Here is a 16,106-nt window from a genome sequence, read left to right on the forward strand (position 1 = left end):
CCGCCCAATCATGAGGACGGCCCCTGGGGGACCATCAGGCCCGGCAGGCCCAGCTTTGGATCGACCACGGTGGGTCCGGGCGCCGCTGCCGGCGCCGGCTGCTCGGCCGGCAGCGGGGCCGCCTCTGGCGGTGGCAGGGCGCCGGGGCGCAATCTGTCCTCGCTGTAGGTGATCTCGCCCGGGCGGGCCTGCGGTCCGACGAACGGGTTGAGCCCGACGGGCACGTAGTTATAGATGCGGTTTTTGATGATCGGCTCGACATATTGCAGGCAGAGCTTGGAAACCCGGTCCAATCCGCGCCGCGAGGCCGCTTCGATCGAGCTGCAAATCCATTGCGGGATATCGGCGAAGTTGTTCAGCGCGATGATGCCGGTCATGGCGCCCTGCGCTGGTTGGTAGATGTTCATGAAGTTCTGGAACACCGTCGGCACCACATGCAGGATCTGCTTGATGTCGGCACGGCTGTCGTTGAGTGCAGTGGTGATGGAAGTGAACCGGTCGACCGTGACACCGATGGATTCCCGGTTCTCGGCAAGGAATCCGCGCAGGTCCACCAGCGCCGCGTCCAGACCCTGCACCGCGTTGGCGATCTCGTTGGGCGAGTTGGACAGAATCGTGGTCACGCTGGCCAGGTTCTGGTTGAACGCGGCCAGCAGGTCGCTGCTGGAGTACAGCGCCGAGACCAGCAGCTGCAGGTTGCGCACCGTGCTGAAAATGTCGTCGGCGTGATCACCGAGCGCCGAAAGTGCCGCGGAGAGTTTGATGATGGTGTCGCGAGCCGTGTCGCCCTCACCCCGCAGGTTGTCCGCGGCCGAGTTGATGAATTCGCCCAGCGAGTTCACCCCGCCCGGTGTCGCCGGTTGCAGGGACTCGGTCAGCTTCTCCAACTGCTTGCGGAAGTCGTCCCACTCCACCGGTACCGCGGTGCGGCTCAGCGGAATGATTGCTTCGGCAGCGAGTTTGGGGCCGCCGTTGTAGACCGGGACCAGTTGCACAGCGCGTGAGGTCACCAACGACGGGGACAGGATCGCGGCGCGGGCCGCGGCGGGAATCGGATACTTCTTGTCGACGGAGAACGTCACCTTGGAGCTGGCCGGTTGCGGCTCGATCTTGTCGACGGTCCCGACGGCGACGCCCAGGATCCGGATTTCGTCGCCGACGAATAGACCGTTGGCGTTGACGAAATACGCGGAGTACGTGTTCTTGTCGACCTCTTTCCACAGCTGCTTGCCGAGAAGGAACAACGAGAAGACCAGGGTGACCACCAAACTGAGAGCGGCTGCGGCCCGCAGCGTTTTCCGTGCGGTGGGGCTGACGTTCACGGGCCCCCCGTTCCCGCGGGCTCCGGCGGCGGCCCCGGTGCGGGTCCGGGCGACGGTGGTTGCGACCACAGCGGTGTCGGTGCGGCTTCGGGTGGGACCGGCGGGGATCCGATCGGCGGGTCCACCGATTCGGACGGCAGATGCTGGTTGGGGTCCAGATACCGGTCATACATGCGCGAGTCGAGGATCGGTCCGCTGAGTTGGCCGGGAACCAGGTTGGCCACATAGGCTTTGAAGAACGGACCGGACCCGAGCACCTCGCCGAAGGACATGGCGTACCGCTTGAACTTCGGCAGTGTCCGCTGGATGTCTTCCTTGCGGTTGTCCAGGATTTCGAGCACGCCGTTGAGCTTGTCGAGAGCCGGCTTGAGCTGGCTGCGGTTGTCATCGACCAGCCCCGAAATCTGGTGGGACACCGCGGTGAGGTTGTTCATCAGTGCGTCGATGGAACTGCGTTCCCGTAGCAGCGCCGCCAGCAACGCGTTGGAATTGGACACCAGGCCGGCGATCTGCTGGCTGCGCCGACCCAACACGCCGGCAACGCTGTTGGCGTTAGTCAGCAGGCTGCGCAGCTGTGCGTCGCGGTTGTTCAGGGTGTCGGAGAACCGGGCGACCCCGTCCAGCGCCGGCCGCAGATTGGGTGGTGTGTCGTGGAACGTGTCGGCCAAAGTCGTGAGGGCTGAGGATAATTGGGTGGTGTTCAGGCCGCTGATCTGAGTTGTCAAGTCGCCCAGTGCGTCCGGCAAATCGTAGGGCGAGGTGGTGCGTTCCAGCGGAATGGTGATCCGCAGCCGGCCCTGCCCGCGCGGGGTCAGCTCGAGCATCTTGGAACCCAGAATCGTCTCGGTCTTGATCGCCGCTTCGGTCCGCTCGCCCAACTCGACGCTCTTGCGGACGGTGAAGCCGACCCGGACTTTGGTGCCCTCCAGACTCACATCGGACACCCGACCGACTCCCACACCCGAAACACGCACCTGGTTACCGGGTTTGATGCCACCGGCTTCGGAGAAATAGGCCGCATAGTTGTCGTAGCCGTTGACGAAGGGCAGCTTGTTGTACTGGAATGCGACGACCACCACCAACGTCATGATGACCGTGCCCATCACTCCCAACAGGAAGGGACTGCGGTTCTTGCCCGGCTTGCCGCGGAATCGACTCATTGCGGCGTGCACCGTCCGGAGGGCTGACCCACCAGCTTGACGTAGATGGGGTTGCCCCCCTTGCCGTTCAGTTTGAGCAGCACCTCGCAGAAGTAGAAGCCGAAGTAGTCGCCGTTGAGGCCCTGCCGGGACAGCACCTGGTAGACGTCGGGCAGGGTGTGGATCAGGTGGTCGACGTAGTCGCGGTCGGCCATCACCTGGGTCGCCATCCGGTCGGTTTCGTGCACCACGTTCTTGATCGGTTGCCGTGCCTGCACCAGCAGGTCGGCGATGGAACCGGCGGCGGCATTGACGTAGGCCAGGCCGGCGGAGATGTCGTCCTTGCGTTGCGCCAGGCCCTCGACGAACTCGGCCAATTTGTCCAATCCGTCGGCGAATTCGTGATCGCGGGCGGCGAAGGTGTGCAGCACGGTGTTCAGGTTGGTGATCAGCTCGCCGATCAACTCGCTGCGCCCGGCCAGGGTCGACGTCAACGTCGCGGTCTGGGCCAGCACCGAGGACAGCGTGCCGCCCTGGCCCTGGAAGATCCGCAGCAACTGCCCGGACAGCGCGTTGACCTGGTCGGGGTCCAGCGCGCGGAACAACGGGCGGAAACCGCCGATCAGCACGTCGACATCCAGGGCCGGCGATGTCCGCGCCAGCGGGATCGTCGCGCCCGCGGGCAGCCGGTGCGGCGATCCGGAGCTTTCTTCCAGAGCCAGGAAGCGGTCACCGATCAGGTTCTCGTAGCGCACCACCGCGCGGGTACCTTCGGTCAGTCGCAAACCCTTGTCAATCGCGAAGTCGATACTGACCGTGCCGTCGCGGTGCAGGGTGATGTCGCCGACCTTGCCGACTTCGGCACCGGCGATGCGGACGAAGTTGCCGGACTTCAGCCCCGAGATGTTGGTGAAGACCGCGTGGTAGTCGGTGCGGTCCTCGAATCGGAACTGCCCGAAGACCGTGACCAACCCGAAGGTGAAGACCAGGCACACCGCTGTGAACAGCGCGACCCGGATGATGATGCTCGGCATGCTTCGTCTCATGGCGGCGGCTGCCCCCCGCGGTAGAAGTAGCGCGGCGGCTCAGGCGGGTTCTTGGTCGTCGGGAAGTAGTTGGACCACCAGGGATTACCGACCGCCAGGTTGGTGCGGATCTCGTTGGGCTCGGTACCCCAGCCGGTGTCGGTGACCAGCGCGCGCACCGGGTAGTTGGCACTCGGGTCCGGCAGCGAACCGCAACTCGGCCTGCCGCCGGGGCCGCCGGTGGCATTGACTTTCGGCAGGTGCTTCGGGTACCGGTACGGGTCGTCGCCGAACAGCAGTCCGGCGTCCATGATGAACGAATATCCGTTGCCGCCCAACGTGTCCCGGCCGCCGTGCTCCACGTACCACTGTGCGCCCTGGAACAGGCAGGTGTAGGTCGGGGAATACATGTCCAGCAGTCGTGTGGTCGGGTCGAGCAGATTGATGGCTCGTACGATGTCGGATTCGGTGCGGCCGATGACGCTGATACCGGTCCGGCTGAAACCGATGGCTGACATCAGCATGGCGTCCAGCGACTGCTGGTTCTCGGTGAGGGTGACGCTGGTGGTCGTCACCGAGTCCAGGATCGACAGAATATCCTGCGCCGCAGTGGAATACGTGGCCGCGGCCTGGCCGAACAGCTTCCAGTTCCGGTGGATGGTGTCCAGTCGGGGATTCACGGCGAGCAGCACGTTGTTGGCGTCGGTGATGGCCTGCCCGATCCGGTCGCCCTTACCGCGCACCGATTGCGCGAAGGCCGACAGGATCGCGTTCAGTTTGGCGGGATCGATTGCCTGAACCAGGGATTGGAGATTCTCGAAGACGGTGTTCACCTCGACGGTCACATTCCGTGAGTGCAGCACGGCACCGGGTTTGAGGGCTGCGGGACTGGGCCGCCCGGGCGCGGTCAGGTCGACGTACTTGGAACCGAACGCGGTGGTCGACTTGATCTCGGCCTCGACGTTGCTGGGCAGATACCTGAACGCGTCCGGTTGCATCTTCAGCTTCAGCTCGGCGACTTTGACGTCGGTGCCGATCGACTCGACCTGCCCGACCTGCACTCCGCGGAACTTGACTTTGGCGCCCTGTTCCATCACCAGTCCCGCGCGGTCCGAGACCAGGGTCAGGGGGATCGATTCGTCGAACTTGCCGGCGAACATGCCGGTCGTCATCACCACCAGACCAGCCACCACCAGAAACAGGGTCGGCGCGTACCAGATCGGGTCGATCCGGCTGGTGCGGACCCGGTTGGCCCGGAAGGCTCCTCGATACTTCTCGTCGCTCATACCGGCTAACCCGACAGGTTGAAATTGCCGTGCTGCCCGTATACCGACAGCGAAATCATCAGGCACACAAAGGCGGTCACGATCATCGACGACCGCACCGACCGGCCCACCGCCTCGCCGACCCCGGCCGGCCCACCGGTCGCGGTGAACCCGTAGTAGGTGTGGACCACCATCACGCCGGTGGCCATCGTCAGCGCCGACAGGAACGACCACAGCAGATCGTTGGGATGCAGGAAGGTGGCGAAGTAGTGCTCGTAGACGCCACGGGACTGGCCGTACACGGAAATGGTGAGGAACTTGGCGGCGATGAATGACATCAGCACGGCGACGGCATAGAGCGGGATCACCACCAGCACACCGGCGATGATCCGGGTGGAGGCCAGGTAGGTGATCGCGCGGATGCCCATCACCTCGAGCGCGTCGATCTCCTCGTTGATCCGCATGGCACCCAGTTGCGCCGTGGCGCCGGCGCCGATGGTGGCCGTCAGTGCCAGGCCGGCCGTGCACGGCGCGATCATCCGGACGTTCAGGAACGCCGAGAGGAATCCGGTCATCGCCTCGACGCCGATGTTGGACAGCGTGTCGTAACCCTGTACCGCGACCAGCGCTCCGGTGGTCAGCGTGAGGAAACCGATGATCCCGACGGTGCCGCCGATCACCGCCAAAGCGCCGGTGCCCATGCCCATTTCGGCGATCAGCCGCAGCAGTTCACCGGGGTATCGGCGTACCGCCTCGCCGATGTTGAGTAATGACCGACCGTAGAACGCGGTCTGCTCCCCCAGCTTGCGGGTGGCAGCCACCGTCCTGGGACCGGCTGTACTCAACCGCGACGGTTCGTCGACCACGGCGTCGCTCATGGGCGCCACACCCGACTCATTTGGCGGTCACTTTCACACCCAGCGCCGTGGTCAGGATGTTGATGAAGAACAGTGCCATGAAGGAGAACACCACGGTTTCGTTCACGGCGCTGCCGACACCGGCCGGGCCGCCACCGGCGGAAAGGCCCTTGTAGCAAGCGATCAGACCGGCGGAGATCCCGAACAGCGTCGCCTTGATCAGCGAGATGACCACCTGTGGCAATCCGACGAGCAGCGTCATTCCGGCAACGAAAGCCCCCGGTGTGACGTGCTGGACGTACACCACGAAGATGTAACTGCCGACCAGGCCGGTAACCGATACCAATGAGAACAGCAGCACCGCAACGAACGTCGCGGCGATCAGGCGTGGAACCACCAGGGCCTGAATGGGGTTGACGCCGATCACCGCCATCGCGTCGATTTCCTCGCGAATCTTGCGGGCCCCCAGATCGGCGCACATAGCGGTCGAACCGGCGCCGGAGACGACCATGGCGGTGACCACCGGACCCACCTGGGTCACCGACGCGAGCCCGGCACCGGCGCCGGAAAGGTCGCCGGCACCGATCTCGACGAGCAGGATATTCAGCACGAACACGATGAGGACCGTGTACGGGATCGACAACATGATGGTCGGAAAGATCGACACCCGGGCAACGAACCAGATCTGCTCCAGAATCTCGCGCCAGTTCCATGGCCGTCGGACCAGCACCAGAAATGTCTCGGCGCAGAACGAGAAGAACCCGCCCAATGCGTTCATCGGCCTAGCCAGGGTTGCCGCGTCCATCGTTCGGCTCACCCCCGACCCACCAGAGCATTCGGTCCATGCGGTTACGCCGACGCCGTCAAGGACATCAAAGAGTGTCGTAATACGTTGTACGGCAACGGGTTAACGCCATCCACAGGAGTGGCGAGACTGGGTCGCCTGGCTGCAGATAGAAACATGCCGCCAGCTTACGAGCATCGAAAATCGATTCCGAGACTTGCAATCACCCGGAAACAAAGGTCGGAAGCCCGCACCGGTCAGCCTACGGTCGTACCGCCCTCAGCGATGCGCCGCACCGCCTTGAGAAAGACATCGATCTCGTCGCGGGTGTTGTAGAACGCGAACGAGGGACGCACGGTCGCCTCCAGACCATAGCGCCGCAAAATCGGCTGGGCACAGTGATGTCCGGCACGTACCGCAATGCCCTCGGCGTTCAAGGCTTTACCGACTTCGAGCGGTTCGTGCCCGGCCAGCACGAAGGACAGCACGCTGGCTTTCTCCTGCGCGGTGCCGATCAGCCGGACGCCTGGAATGTCGGCCAGGCGCGGTGTCGCGTACTCCAGTAGGGCGTGCTCGTAGGCCGCGATGCGCTCGACACCCACCTTCTCGACATAGCGCAACGCCGCCCCGAGTCCGACGGCGTCGGCGATATTGCCGGTGCCCGCCTCGAACTTGTTGGGCAGCCCCTGATACAGCGACCGCTCCAGGGTGACGTCGGCGATCATGTTGCCGCCGCCCTGCCACGGCGGCGTCTCGGCAAGAGCCTCCTCGGAGCCGTAGAGCACACCGATGCCGGTCGGACCGAAGATCTTGTGACCGGAGAACGCGAAGAAGTCGACGCCCAGCTCCGCGACGTCGATGGGTAGGTGGGGAATCGACTGGGCGCCGTCGATCAACACCCGGGCACCGTACCGATGACCCAGCTCGACGATCTTCTCGACCGGTGTGACCGTGCCGAGTGCGTTCGAAACGTGAGTCACCGCAACCAGTTTGGTTTTCGGACCGAGCAGATCCTCGAACTCCGACAGCAGCAGGTTGCCGGCCTCGTCCACCGGGGCGACCTTCAGCACCGCACCCGTCGCCTGCGAAAGCAACTGCCACGGAACGATATTGGCGTGGTGCTCGAGGTGGGTGATGACGATCTCGTCGCCGCGACCCAGATGTTTTCCACCCCACGCGTAGGCCACCAGGTTGATCGCTTCGGTGGTGCCGCGCACGAAGATGTTCTGTTCCACCCGGGGAGCGCCGATGAATCGTCGCACCGTCTCGCGGGCATCTTCGTAGGCGTCGGTGGCACGGGCGGCCAACTCGTGCGCGGCGCGGTGGATGTTGGAGTTCTCGTGGGCATAGAAGTGCGCCAGCCGGTCGATCACCGCTTGCGGCTTCTGGGTGGTGGCCGCGTTGTCGAACCAGATCAGCGGTCTGCCGTTGACCGTCTCCTGCAGGATCGGGAAGTCGGCCCGTACCGCATTGACCTCGAAGACCTCGTGGTCGTCCGGCACTTGCGGCACCGGCTCCCGCGGGATGGCCAGGAAGTAGTAGTTGGCCTCGTCACCGGTCGGCGCTGCCGCAGGTGCGTCCGACCAGCCCAGGTCGGCCACCGTCGGCGCCTGCGGGTGCCAGCCGGGAGCCGAGCCGCGCGGGGCCACCGGCACGCTGGGTGGAGCGCCGGCCAGCACGCCGGGCACGGTCGGCACGATGCCCGTCGGCACCGCAAAGGCGCTCAGGTCGCCGACACCGGGCGGCAGGAACGGGTCGGCGACCGCGACACCGGGCGCACCCGCGGACGGGCCCGCCGTGCTGTCCGGCACGTTGCCACGCGGCGCCACCGGCACCGTCTGCGGCGGGGTGGCTTCCGGCCCGGGTGATGTCGGCGCCGGCACGTAGATGTCGGAAAACGCGATCGCAGGCACGCCGGCGGTGAGCGGGTCGGAGGTGCCGGCTGCGGTCCGGCCGGCCGAGGTCGCGGCCGTCGTGTCGGGCAGGTTGCCGCGCGGGGCGACCGGGGCGGTCTGCGGCGGACTGTCGGGTCCCGGCCGGATGCTGGCCGCGTAGAGCTGGCTTGCCAGCACCGCGAGTTCCGTGGCGCTGACTGGCAGCTCGCTTTCGGCGTCTACCGAACGGTACTCACTCGTACTCATGGAACTGGTCCACGGCGACGTCGTCGAGCACGGCAAGCGCATCGTCGGTGAGGACCGCCAAAGACGTGTACAGGGTGACCAGGTAAGTAGCGATCGCCGACTTGTTGATGCCGGTGAACCGGACCGACAAGCCCGGCGCCTGCTCGCCGACCAGGCCGGGCTGGAACAGGCCGACCACACCCTGGCGCTCCTCACCGGTGCGGGCCAGGATGATTTGCGTCTTGCCGTCCTCGACCGGGACCTTGTCCGACGGGATGAGCGGAATACCGCGCCAGGTGATGAACTGCGCGCCGAACAGGCTCACGACCACCGGCGGCACGCCACGGCGGGTGGCCTCGCGGCCGAACGCGGCGATGCCCAGCGGGTGCGCGAGGAAGAAGCTCGGAGTCTTCCAGACTTTGGTGATCAGCGAGTCCAGGTCGTCCGGCGTGGGCCGACCGCCCCGGGTCTGGATGGTCTGCTCCGGAGTCACCTGGGCCAGCAACCCGTACTCGGGGTTGTTCACCAGCTCGGACTCCTGGCGCTCCTTGATGGTCTCGATGGTCAGTCGCAGCTGCTGCGCGATCTGGTCGTGTGGGCTGGAGTAGAGGTCGGACACCCGGGTGTGGACGTCCAGCAGCGTGGAGATGCTGCGCAGCGTGTACTCGCGCGGACTGATCTCGTAGTCGACGTAGGTCTCCGGTAGCGGTTCATCAATACTGGCACCGGCCTCCGCTTTGATCGCGACCCGCTCCGGATTGACCACCCGGTTCACGCGGTAGATACCGGCTTCGACGGGCACCCAGCTCAGCAGATGCAGCAGCCAGCGCGGCGTGATCGTCGCCAGCTGCGGGACCGTCTTGGTGGCGTTGGCAAGCTGGCGTGCCGCAAGGTCGCCGAGGGCCTGGGATTCGTTCTGTGCTCCGGGATCCGACCCCTGAGTAGAAGCGGCCATCGTCGTCCTTTCCATGCGTGATCAGAGCTGCGCCGGGTATCGAGCAGAGCCATCATGCCTCACAAGTTGCGTGAATGCCTGCCGAGAGTAGGCAGATGGCGACGCCGCGACATAGAGTTAAACCTCGACTGAGCCGAACCGACTCTGGGCTGGTTTCCCAGATTGTTCCCAGCCTGGCCGATTTGTCGATGCTTTATAGTGGGACGCATGCAACAGGCCGACCAGCTGCGTTTTGTCCGCACGCGCTGCATCGCCGTGATCTGTTGTTGTTCCTGTTGATTTCTGACGCCCGCTGACCGCTCAGTAATCGCCGCAGCCACCGCCCGGAGGGCTCACCTCCTCGGTGTGAGGCGCGCCACCTTCCAGGAAGAACAAGTCCCCATGACCGTTGTGTCCATCCCCGATCGTGCGCTGGCGCGTGTGACAACCCGCAGGCGCGTCCGGGTGCGGCCGGCCGACGCGCCCACCCGCATGACGCGCTACCGCGGCGGTACCTATTCACACACCGTCGACAGAATCGTGTTCAGTGACGGCACCTCCGCACGTACCGACCTGATCCGGCTCAATCCCGGCCTGCAGGCGTACTCGTTGGACTTCGCCGGAATCTCTCCGTACCACCCGTCGCCCTACCGGCTGGGCGCCTGGTCGGCATTGCCGCATCTGCACACCCGGGGCTGCGAGGCCGAAGTCGCCTGGATCCTGCGGCACTCCTTCCCGGTTTTGGCAGTGTCCGAACTGAGTGACCGACTGCGCCGGGCCGGATATCCCTTGGGAGCGGCCAACATCAGCGAACACGAGGCCATCGCAGGAACCCAGGCCGCGATCTGGCATTTCACCAACGGCATGGCCCTGGACACCCGACCGTTGAACGCACCCACCGCGGTGCACCGCGGTCCGGATTCGACGCTGACGTTCGAGTTCGACGGCCAGCCCCAGCTCGGTGGGTATGCGCTGTGGACCGCGTCCGACTCCCCCGTCACCGTGACGCTGCAAAAATCGGCCGACGGCCTGACGTGGCACGACGTCTCCGGATCGACACTGGTCACCGACGCGGGCAAGGGTCGCTACGAGCGCACCCTCGGGGTTGGCAGCACCACCTCCAGCCACCGCCACGGCCGCGGCGCCCGCGGCTACCGGTACTACCGACTACTCACCACCGCACCGGAAGCCGCGATCGACCACGTCGACTTCTGGCTGACCGGGTCCGGTCACTACCGCAATGCCGACCGCATCGTCCACCTGTACAACTACCTGCTCGCCGGGGCCTACCCGGCGCTTCGGGACGCCGAGGAACCCTTGATCGACGGCGAGGCAGTGGCCCAGGGCGGGCTCGTCGGCCCGTTCCAGGTGAGCGCACCCCTCACCTTGGCCGCCGGCAGCGGCCAGGTGATCGTCGACGCCTTCGGCGCGGTGATCGACGGAGCGGTCCGACCAGGCACCGACTTCTACGTTCGGGTCACACCGGGCCGCTCGGGAATAACGCTGCACGCAACCACGTCTGATCACGGCAGCGGACGGGTACTGACCGGGGTGGCGGTGGCCGGGCCCGCGCGGGGACTGACTCCGGTTGCTTTGACCACCCCCTCGCACGTGACAATGGAGTTCGACATCACCTGGGAAGCCGGCCAGGCCCGCACTGACACCGTTGGAGAATGTGGATGACCATTGCCGAGAACATCACCCAACTCATCGGCCACACGCCGCTGGTCCGGTTGCGCCGGGTCACCGACGGCGCGGTCGCCGACGTCGTCGCCAAGCTGGAGTCGTTCAACCCGGCCGGCAGTGTGAAAGACCGCATCGGCGTGGCGATGATCGACGCGGCCGAGAAGGCCGGCCTGATCAACGAGGACACCATCATCCTCGAGCCCACGAGTGGGAACACCGGGATCGCGCTCGCGATGGTCGCCGCTGCCCGTGGCTACAAGCTGGTGCTGACCATGCCGGAGACCATGAGCATCGAGCGCCGAATCCTGTTGCGCGCCTACGGCGCCGACCTCATCCTCACGCCTGGTTCCGAGGGCATGCCCGGGGCCATCGCCAAGGCCGAGGAACTGGCTAAAAGCGATCAGCGGTACTTCATCCCGCAGCAGTTCGAAAACCCGGCCAACCCGGCAGTACACGCGGTCACCACCGCCGAAGAAGTGTGGAAAGACACCGACGGCAAGATCGACATCTTCGTCTCCGGGGTCGGCACCGGCGGCACCATCACCGGTGTGGCACAGACCATCAAGGAGCGCAAGCCGTCGGTGCAGTTCGTCGCCGTCGAACCGGCCGCATCGCCGGTGCTGTCCGGTGGCCAGAAGGGACCGCACCCCATCCAGGGCATCGGCGCCGGCTTCGTGCCGCCGGTGCTGGATATGGGTCTGGTCGACGAGGTGGTCACCGTCGACAACGACGACGCGTTGAACCTGGCCCGACGCCTGGCCAGGGAAGAGGGGCTGTTGGTCGGCATCTCGTCGGGCGCCGCGGTGGCCGCGGCCCTCGACCTGGCCCGGCGACCGGAGAACGCCGGCAAGCTGATCGTGGTCGTCCTGCCATCGATCGGCGAGCGGTACCTGAGCACGGTGCTGTTCAAGGATCTGAGCGACTAGTCATGTTGGCGGCTATCCGGCGCGACATCCAGGCGGCCCGGGAACGCGACCCGGCCAACCCCACCGTGCTGGAGGTCGTCTTCGCCTACCCGGGCGTCCACGCCGTGTGGGGACACCGGATCACGCACTGGCTGTGGCGGCGCGGCCGGCGACTGGCGGCCCGGACACTGGCCGAACTGAACCGCATCCTGACCGGTGTGGACATCCATCCCGGCGCCGTGCTCGGACCCGGGCTGTTCATCGACCACGCAACCGGGGTGGTGATCGGGGAAACCGCGGAAATCGGCGAGGACGTCACGATTTTCCACGGGGTCACCCTGGGTGGCACCGGCAGCGAAACCGGCAAACGTCACCCCACCATCGGTGATCGGGTCACCATCGGCGCGGGAGCAAAAGTGCTCGGCGCCATCAAGATTGGTGACGACAGCCGGATCGGCGCCAACTCCGTCGTCGTCAAGGAGGTCCCGGCCAGCGCGGTGGTCGTCGGAGTGCCCGGCCAGATCGTGAGCCGACCCGGGCCGGCCAGCGAGGACGAATCGAAGCTGCCCGACCTGGTCGGCGTCAGCCTCAAGTCGCTGCTCACCCGGGTGTCCCGGTTGGAAGGCAAATCCAACGGAGCCGCGACCGAGCGCGTCATCCGGCCCCCCGAGGCCGGCGTCTGGTACGGCGAGGATTTCTCGATCTAGGGGACCGTTGCGTCGGTGAAAGTGTTGGTGCACAAGTGAGTTCGGTTGTAATCGCAAGCATCGCGGTTGTCGCGGCTCTGGGGGGTGCCAGCGTTATCGGAGTTGCGGTCAACCGCCGATCCGGGGTGGTGCGCAAGGCCGCTGCTGCCGACGACCAGGACAATTCGGACCTGGGCCTGTCCGACACCGGGCCGACGGTGGTGCACTTCAGTGCCGAGTGGTGCGGCCCGTGCGCTGCGGTACGGCGGGTGGTCGACCAGGTGTGCGCGGAATTGCCCGAGGTGGCCCATATCGAGCTCGACATCGACCAGAATCCCGTTGCTGCCAAACGCCTTTCGGTGTTGTCGTTGCCGACTACGTTCATCTTCGACGCGTTTGGCCGGCAACAATATCGCAGCGCGGGTGTTCCGAAAGCCGCCGACCTGCAGTCGGCTCTGCGCCCGCTGATGACCGTCGATCAGGAGAGGAACAGTTGATGTCCCCCGATGTCAACCACGTGGATGTCCGCGGGCCGCGTTTCGCCGCATGGGTCACCAGCACGGTGCTGGTGGCGACGCTGGTGGTCTCGGTGTTCAGTCAACCCGCCGCGGCCGTCCTGCTCGGCCTGCAAGCGATCGTCTTTGCGGTGAGCGCGGTACGCGGTCCGCGAAATTCTCCGTACGGATTGGTGTTCGCCAAGGTGGTGGCGCCCCGGCTCAGCCCGGCCAGTGAACGGGAACCCGTGCCGCCGTTGAAGTTTGCCCAAGTGGTCGGGCTGGTGTTCGCCGTCGCCGGGGTGATCGGGTTCGCCGCCGGGATCTCGCTGCTGGGCGTGATCGCCACCGGGTTCGCCTTATTCGCTGCGTTTCTCAACGCAGCTTTCGGCATCTGCCTCGGCTGCCAGCTGTACCCGATGGTGGCGCGCTGGCGCCGCGCCCCCGCTGCGTAGAGCGCGCTGCGCGACACACCGAGATTCGACGGTGTTTTTAATTTTGAAGCTATATCCAATCAGCTCTTATATTCTCGGAATATGGACGAGCCTGAGTTGCGATTGCTCCGTCTATTCGTGGCTGTCGCGGAGGAACGCCACTTCGGCAATGCCGCCCGGCGGCTGCATATCGCCCAGCCACCGTTGAGCCAACAGATCCAAAAACTGGAACGTCGGCTGGGCACCGAGTTATTCGACCGGTCGCGCCGTCCCATCGAGCTCACCGACGCGGGGGAGGCGCTCTTCGCCGAGGCACGCCTTGCGCTCACCTACGCCAAGCGGGCGTACGCGGCGGCACGACGGGCCGCCAACGGCCAGCTCGGTTGTGTCTACATCGGTGCGATGCAGGCGGCAGTGAACGGCGTCCTGGCCTATGTCATGCGGGCTCATCGGCTGCAGTATCCGGACGTCAAGCTCGAACTCATCGAGCTGGGTAACGTCGAGCAGGTCGAGCAACTCGTGGATCACCGCATCGACGTCGGATTCCTGCGGGGACCGATCGACGAACCGTCGTTGACCATCCAGACGCTGATCGCCGACCCGCTCGCCGCGGTCGTCTGCGTGGACCACGCGTTGGCCGATCAAGAGCGAATCGACCCGAGACAATTAGCCCACGAACCAACCATCCTGTGGACCCGGGCCGCGGCAACCACCACCTACGCCGACGTCGTCGAGCTGTTCCGGATGTATGACATCGACCCACCGATCGTCGACGAAGTGCAGCATATCCAGACAATCCTGGCGTTGGTCGCCTCAGGTGCCGGGATCGCTTTGTTACCAACGTCTTTCATCAACCTCAATCGGAAGGATGTGCGCTTCATTCCGTTATCCGGTGAGCTGCCACACCGCCCGCTGATCTTGGCCTGGCGCACCGTCGACCGGTCGCCGACCGTGCGCTGTTTCCTGGACGTCACACTGCAGGCATCCCCGCGCTACGTGCAAGACCTCGGAAAGCACTACCCCCAGTTGAGTACGTAACTGGCGCGCCGGGCCTGCCGCTGAAGTAGCTCTCGGTGCGGGCGATTCGCGGGTTCCCGCTATTCGGTATTATATCTACAGAATATTTTAGTGGTCTTACTTTGTCTTAGACATGATGATGTGCTCGTCATACGGTGGTCGGAGTCAACGAGCGCAGGAGATCACCGAGTGAGCGAGACTTCCACAACTGGCCCCTTTTCGTCGCTTCTGGTGGCCGACTTCTCGCACGCTCTCGCCGGACCGTTCTGCACCATGACACTCGGCGATCTCGGCGCCACGATCGTCAAAGTGGAGCGTCCGGGCGGCGATGACACTCGGGTCTGGGGTCCGCCATTTGTCGACGGCGAGAGCACCTATCACCTGGGCGTGAACCGCAACAAGCGCAGCGTCGTCCTCGACATGCGCCAATCCGAGGATCTCGATCTGGCCCGGACTCTCGCTGAGCGCGCCGACGTGCTGGTGGAGAACTTCCGGCCCGGCGTCATGGCCCGGTTCGGCTTGGACGAGCCCACAGTGCGCCGGGCGAATCCTGGCCTGGTGTACTGCAGCATCTCGGCATTCGGCGCCAACGCCGGGGCCCAGTGGGCCGGCTACGACATATCAATCCAGGCGCTGGGCGGATTGATGAGCATCACCGGACCCGATTCCGACCAACCGACGCATGTCGGCGCTGCGCTGGTGGGCTCGCTGGCGGGCATGTTCGCAACGGTCGGGATCATGGCGGGACTGCGCGATCGAGATCTTACGGGGCGCGGGCAGCACGTTGAGGTCAACCTGTTGTCCGTGATTTTGGCGGCCATGACCGACCAGTCCACCAGTTACGTTGTTGCACAACAGGTTCCCCGCACTTCGGGTGATGGTCACGCAAGCATGGCGCCTTATGGCTGCTACGCCACCGCGAAGGGCACGCTGGTGCTGGCCATCTGCAACGACAAGCAGTTCGGGCTGCTCCGCGATGTCTGGGGGCTTGCGGATGTGGCCCAGGATGAGCGGTTTCGGACCAATGAGCTGAGGGTGCGCAACAGGGCGGCCCTGCGGGAGCAATTGGAACGCGCGCTGGCAACCAACTCGGCGGCGTACTGGTCGTCGGTACTGCTGAAGAAGGGAATTCCGGCCGGCGCGGTCAACAACGTCGCCCAAGCCTTTGCCCTAGCCGAACAGTTGGGATTGAGCCCGGTCCGCAACACCGCCGATGGAGACGACGTGGGCCGCCAAGTGGCCAGCCCAATCAATCTGTCCGCCACACCAGTGACCTACCGAACCAGAGCGCCGCGACTAGGCGAGCACAGCGACGAGATCCGTGACTGGCTTACCGACCTTGCGCTGCACGCAACCAAGAAATGACTGCAGCCGACTGTTGGTTGAGCCGTCTGGTCACCACCGCGCAGGAAATGATCACGTCAGCCCGGGTTGTCGT

General features: G+C 65.2%; 15 protein-coding genes. 7 read left to right on the forward strand and 8 right to left on the reverse strand.

The features are described from left to right. Positions 1-8 precede the first annotated feature (8 nt). From ACZYZ9_RS03200 to ACZYZ9_RS03235, 8 genes are all read right to left on the reverse strand, one after another. On the reverse strand, positions 9-1,322 hold the full coding sequence (locus ACZYZ9_RS03200) for an MCE family protein (protein ID WP_463824739.1): 1,314 nt from the start codon (positions 1,320-1,322) through the stop codon (positions 9-11). Then, a complete protein-coding gene (locus tag ACZYZ9_RS03205) occupies positions 1,319-2,482 on the reverse strand; it encodes a virulence factor Mce family protein (protein WP_463824740.1) in 1,164 nt (387 codons plus the stop codon). Before ACZYZ9_RS03205 ends, ACZYZ9_RS03200 begins: the two co-directional genes overlap by 4 nt. Beyond that, positions 2,479-3,507 carry an MCE family protein gene (locus tag ACZYZ9_RS03210; protein ID WP_463824741.1) on the reverse strand — a complete coding sequence of 343 codons (1,029 nt, stop codon included), beginning with the start codon at positions 3,505-3,507 and terminating at the stop codon, positions 2,479-2,481. The genes ACZYZ9_RS03205 and ACZYZ9_RS03210 overlap by 4 nt, the downstream gene beginning before the upstream one ends. Further along, positions 3,504-4,772: an MCE family protein gene (locus ACZYZ9_RS03215; RefSeq protein WP_463824743.1), complete on the reverse strand. Its 1,269-nt coding sequence runs from the start codon at positions 4,770-4,772 to the stop codon at positions 3,504-3,506. Before ACZYZ9_RS03215 ends, ACZYZ9_RS03210 begins: the two co-directional genes overlap by 4 nt. A 5-nt stretch (positions 4,773-4,777) precedes the next feature. Continuing rightward, a complete protein-coding gene (locus ACZYZ9_RS03220) occupies positions 4,778-5,629 on the reverse strand; it encodes an ABC transporter permease (protein WP_463824744.1) in 852 nt (283 codons plus the stop codon). A gap of 16 nt (positions 5,630-5,645) precedes the next feature. Further along, positions 5,646-6,413 (reverse strand): MlaE family ABC transporter permease, encoded by a 768-nt coding sequence (locus ACZYZ9_RS03225; protein ID WP_463824745.1) that lies wholly within the window; start codon positions 6,411-6,413, stop codon positions 5,646-5,648. Positions 6,414-6,649: 236 nt separating this feature from the next. Continuing rightward, positions 6,650-8,533, reverse strand: coding sequence for a family 2A encapsulin nanocompartment cargo protein cysteine desulfurase (locus ACZYZ9_RS03230; protein WP_463824746.1), 1,884 nt, complete (start codon positions 8,531-8,533; stop codon positions 6,650-6,652). Further along, positions 8,520-9,467 (reverse strand): family 2A encapsulin nanocompartment shell protein, encoded by a 948-nt coding sequence (locus ACZYZ9_RS03235; RefSeq protein WP_463824747.1) that lies wholly within the window; start codon positions 9,465-9,467, stop codon positions 8,520-8,522. The genes ACZYZ9_RS03230 and ACZYZ9_RS03235 overlap by 14 nt, the downstream gene beginning before the upstream one ends. Positions 9,468-9,848: 381 nt before the next feature. On the opposite strand from ACZYZ9_RS03235, the gene ACZYZ9_RS03240 reads away from it, so the two are divergent. From ACZYZ9_RS03240 to ACZYZ9_RS03270, 7 genes are all read left to right on the forward strand, one after another. Then, positions 9,849-11,129 carry a thioester domain-containing protein gene (locus ACZYZ9_RS03240; RefSeq protein ID WP_463824748.1) on the forward strand — a complete coding sequence of 427 codons (1,281 nt, stop codon included), beginning with the start codon at positions 9,849-9,851 and terminating at the stop codon, positions 11,127-11,129. Beyond that, complete coding sequence (gene cysK, locus ACZYZ9_RS03245; protein ID WP_463824749.1) at positions 11,126-12,058, forward strand: cysteine synthase A; 933 nt, start codon at positions 11,126-11,128, stop codon at positions 12,056-12,058. The genes ACZYZ9_RS03240 and cysK overlap by 4 nt, the downstream gene beginning before the upstream one ends. A gap of 2 nt (positions 12,059-12,060) precedes the next feature. Further along, the gene (gene cysE / locus ACZYZ9_RS03250; RefSeq protein WP_463824750.1) at positions 12,061-12,744 is read left to right on the forward strand and encodes a serine O-acetyltransferase; all 684 of its coding nucleotides are present in this window, start codon (positions 12,061-12,063) and stop codon (positions 12,742-12,744) included. 35 nt (positions 12,745-12,779) lie between these two features. Further along, positions 12,780-13,220 (forward strand): thioredoxin family protein, encoded by a 441-nt coding sequence (locus ACZYZ9_RS03255; protein ID WP_463824751.1) that lies wholly within the window; start codon positions 12,780-12,782, stop codon positions 13,218-13,220. After that, positions 13,220-13,672, forward strand: a complete 453-nt coding sequence (locus tag ACZYZ9_RS03260; RefSeq protein ID WP_463824752.1) for a DUF4395 domain-containing protein — start codon at positions 13,220-13,222, stop codon at positions 13,670-13,672. The genes ACZYZ9_RS03255 and ACZYZ9_RS03260 overlap by 1 nt, the downstream gene beginning before the upstream one ends. Before the next feature lie 81 nt (positions 13,673-13,753). After that, the gene (locus ACZYZ9_RS03265) at positions 13,754-14,689 is read left to right on the forward strand and encodes a LysR family transcriptional regulator (RefSeq protein WP_463824753.1); all 936 of its coding nucleotides are present in this window, start codon (positions 13,754-13,756) and stop codon (positions 14,687-14,689) included. Positions 14,690-14,857: 168 nt separating this feature from the next. After that, entirely contained in the window at positions 14,858-16,033 is a 1,176-nt protein-coding gene (locus ACZYZ9_RS03270) for a CaiB/BaiF CoA transferase family protein (protein ID WP_463824754.1), read from the forward strand. Positions 16,034-16,106 lie beyond the last annotated feature (73 nt).

This window comes from Mycobacterium sp. IDUB_28 (assembly GCF_055419285.1).

Coding starts and splice junctions, on each gene's coding strand:
- ACZYZ9_RS03240 (WP_463824748.1), top strand. CDS start 9,849: ATGACCGTTGTGTCCATCCCCGATCGTGCGCTGGCGCGTGTGACAACC.
- cysE (WP_463824750.1), top strand. CDS start 12,061: ATGTTGGCGGCTATCCGGCGCGACATCCAGGCGGCCCGGGAACGCGAC.
- ACZYZ9_RS03210 (WP_463824741.1), bottom strand. CDS start 3,507: ATGAGACGAAGCATGCCGAGCATCATCATCCGGGTCGCGCTGTTCACA.
- ACZYZ9_RS03215 (WP_463824743.1), bottom strand. CDS start 4,772: ATGAGCGACGAGAAGTATCGAGGAGCCTTCCGGGCCAACCGGGTCCGC.
- ACZYZ9_RS03230 (WP_463824746.1), bottom strand. CDS start 8,533: ATGAGTACGAGTGAGTACCGTTCGGTAGACGCCGAAAGCGAGCTGCCA.
- cysK (WP_463824749.1), top strand. CDS start 11,126: ATGACCATTGCCGAGAACATCACCCAACTCATCGGCCACACGCCGCTG.
- ACZYZ9_RS03225 (WP_463824745.1), bottom strand. CDS start 6,413: ATGGACGCGGCAACCCTGGCTAGGCCGATGAACGCATTGGGCGGGTTC.
- ACZYZ9_RS03260 (WP_463824752.1), top strand. CDS start 13,220: ATGTCCCCCGATGTCAACCACGTGGATGTCCGCGGGCCGCGTTTCGCC.
- ACZYZ9_RS03235 (WP_463824747.1), bottom strand. CDS start 9,467: ATGGCCGCTTCTACTCAGGGGTCGGATCCCGGAGCACAGAACGAATCC.
- ACZYZ9_RS03265 (WP_463824753.1), top strand. CDS start 13,754: ATGGACGAGCCTGAGTTGCGATTGCTCCGTCTATTCGTGGCTGTCGCG.
- ACZYZ9_RS03220 (WP_463824744.1), bottom strand. CDS start 5,629: ATGAGCGACGCCGTGGTCGACGAACCGTCGCGGTTGAGTACAGCCGGT.
- ACZYZ9_RS03205 (WP_463824740.1), bottom strand. CDS start 2,482: ATGAGTCGATTCCGCGGCAAGCCGGGCAAGAACCGCAGTCCCTTCCTG.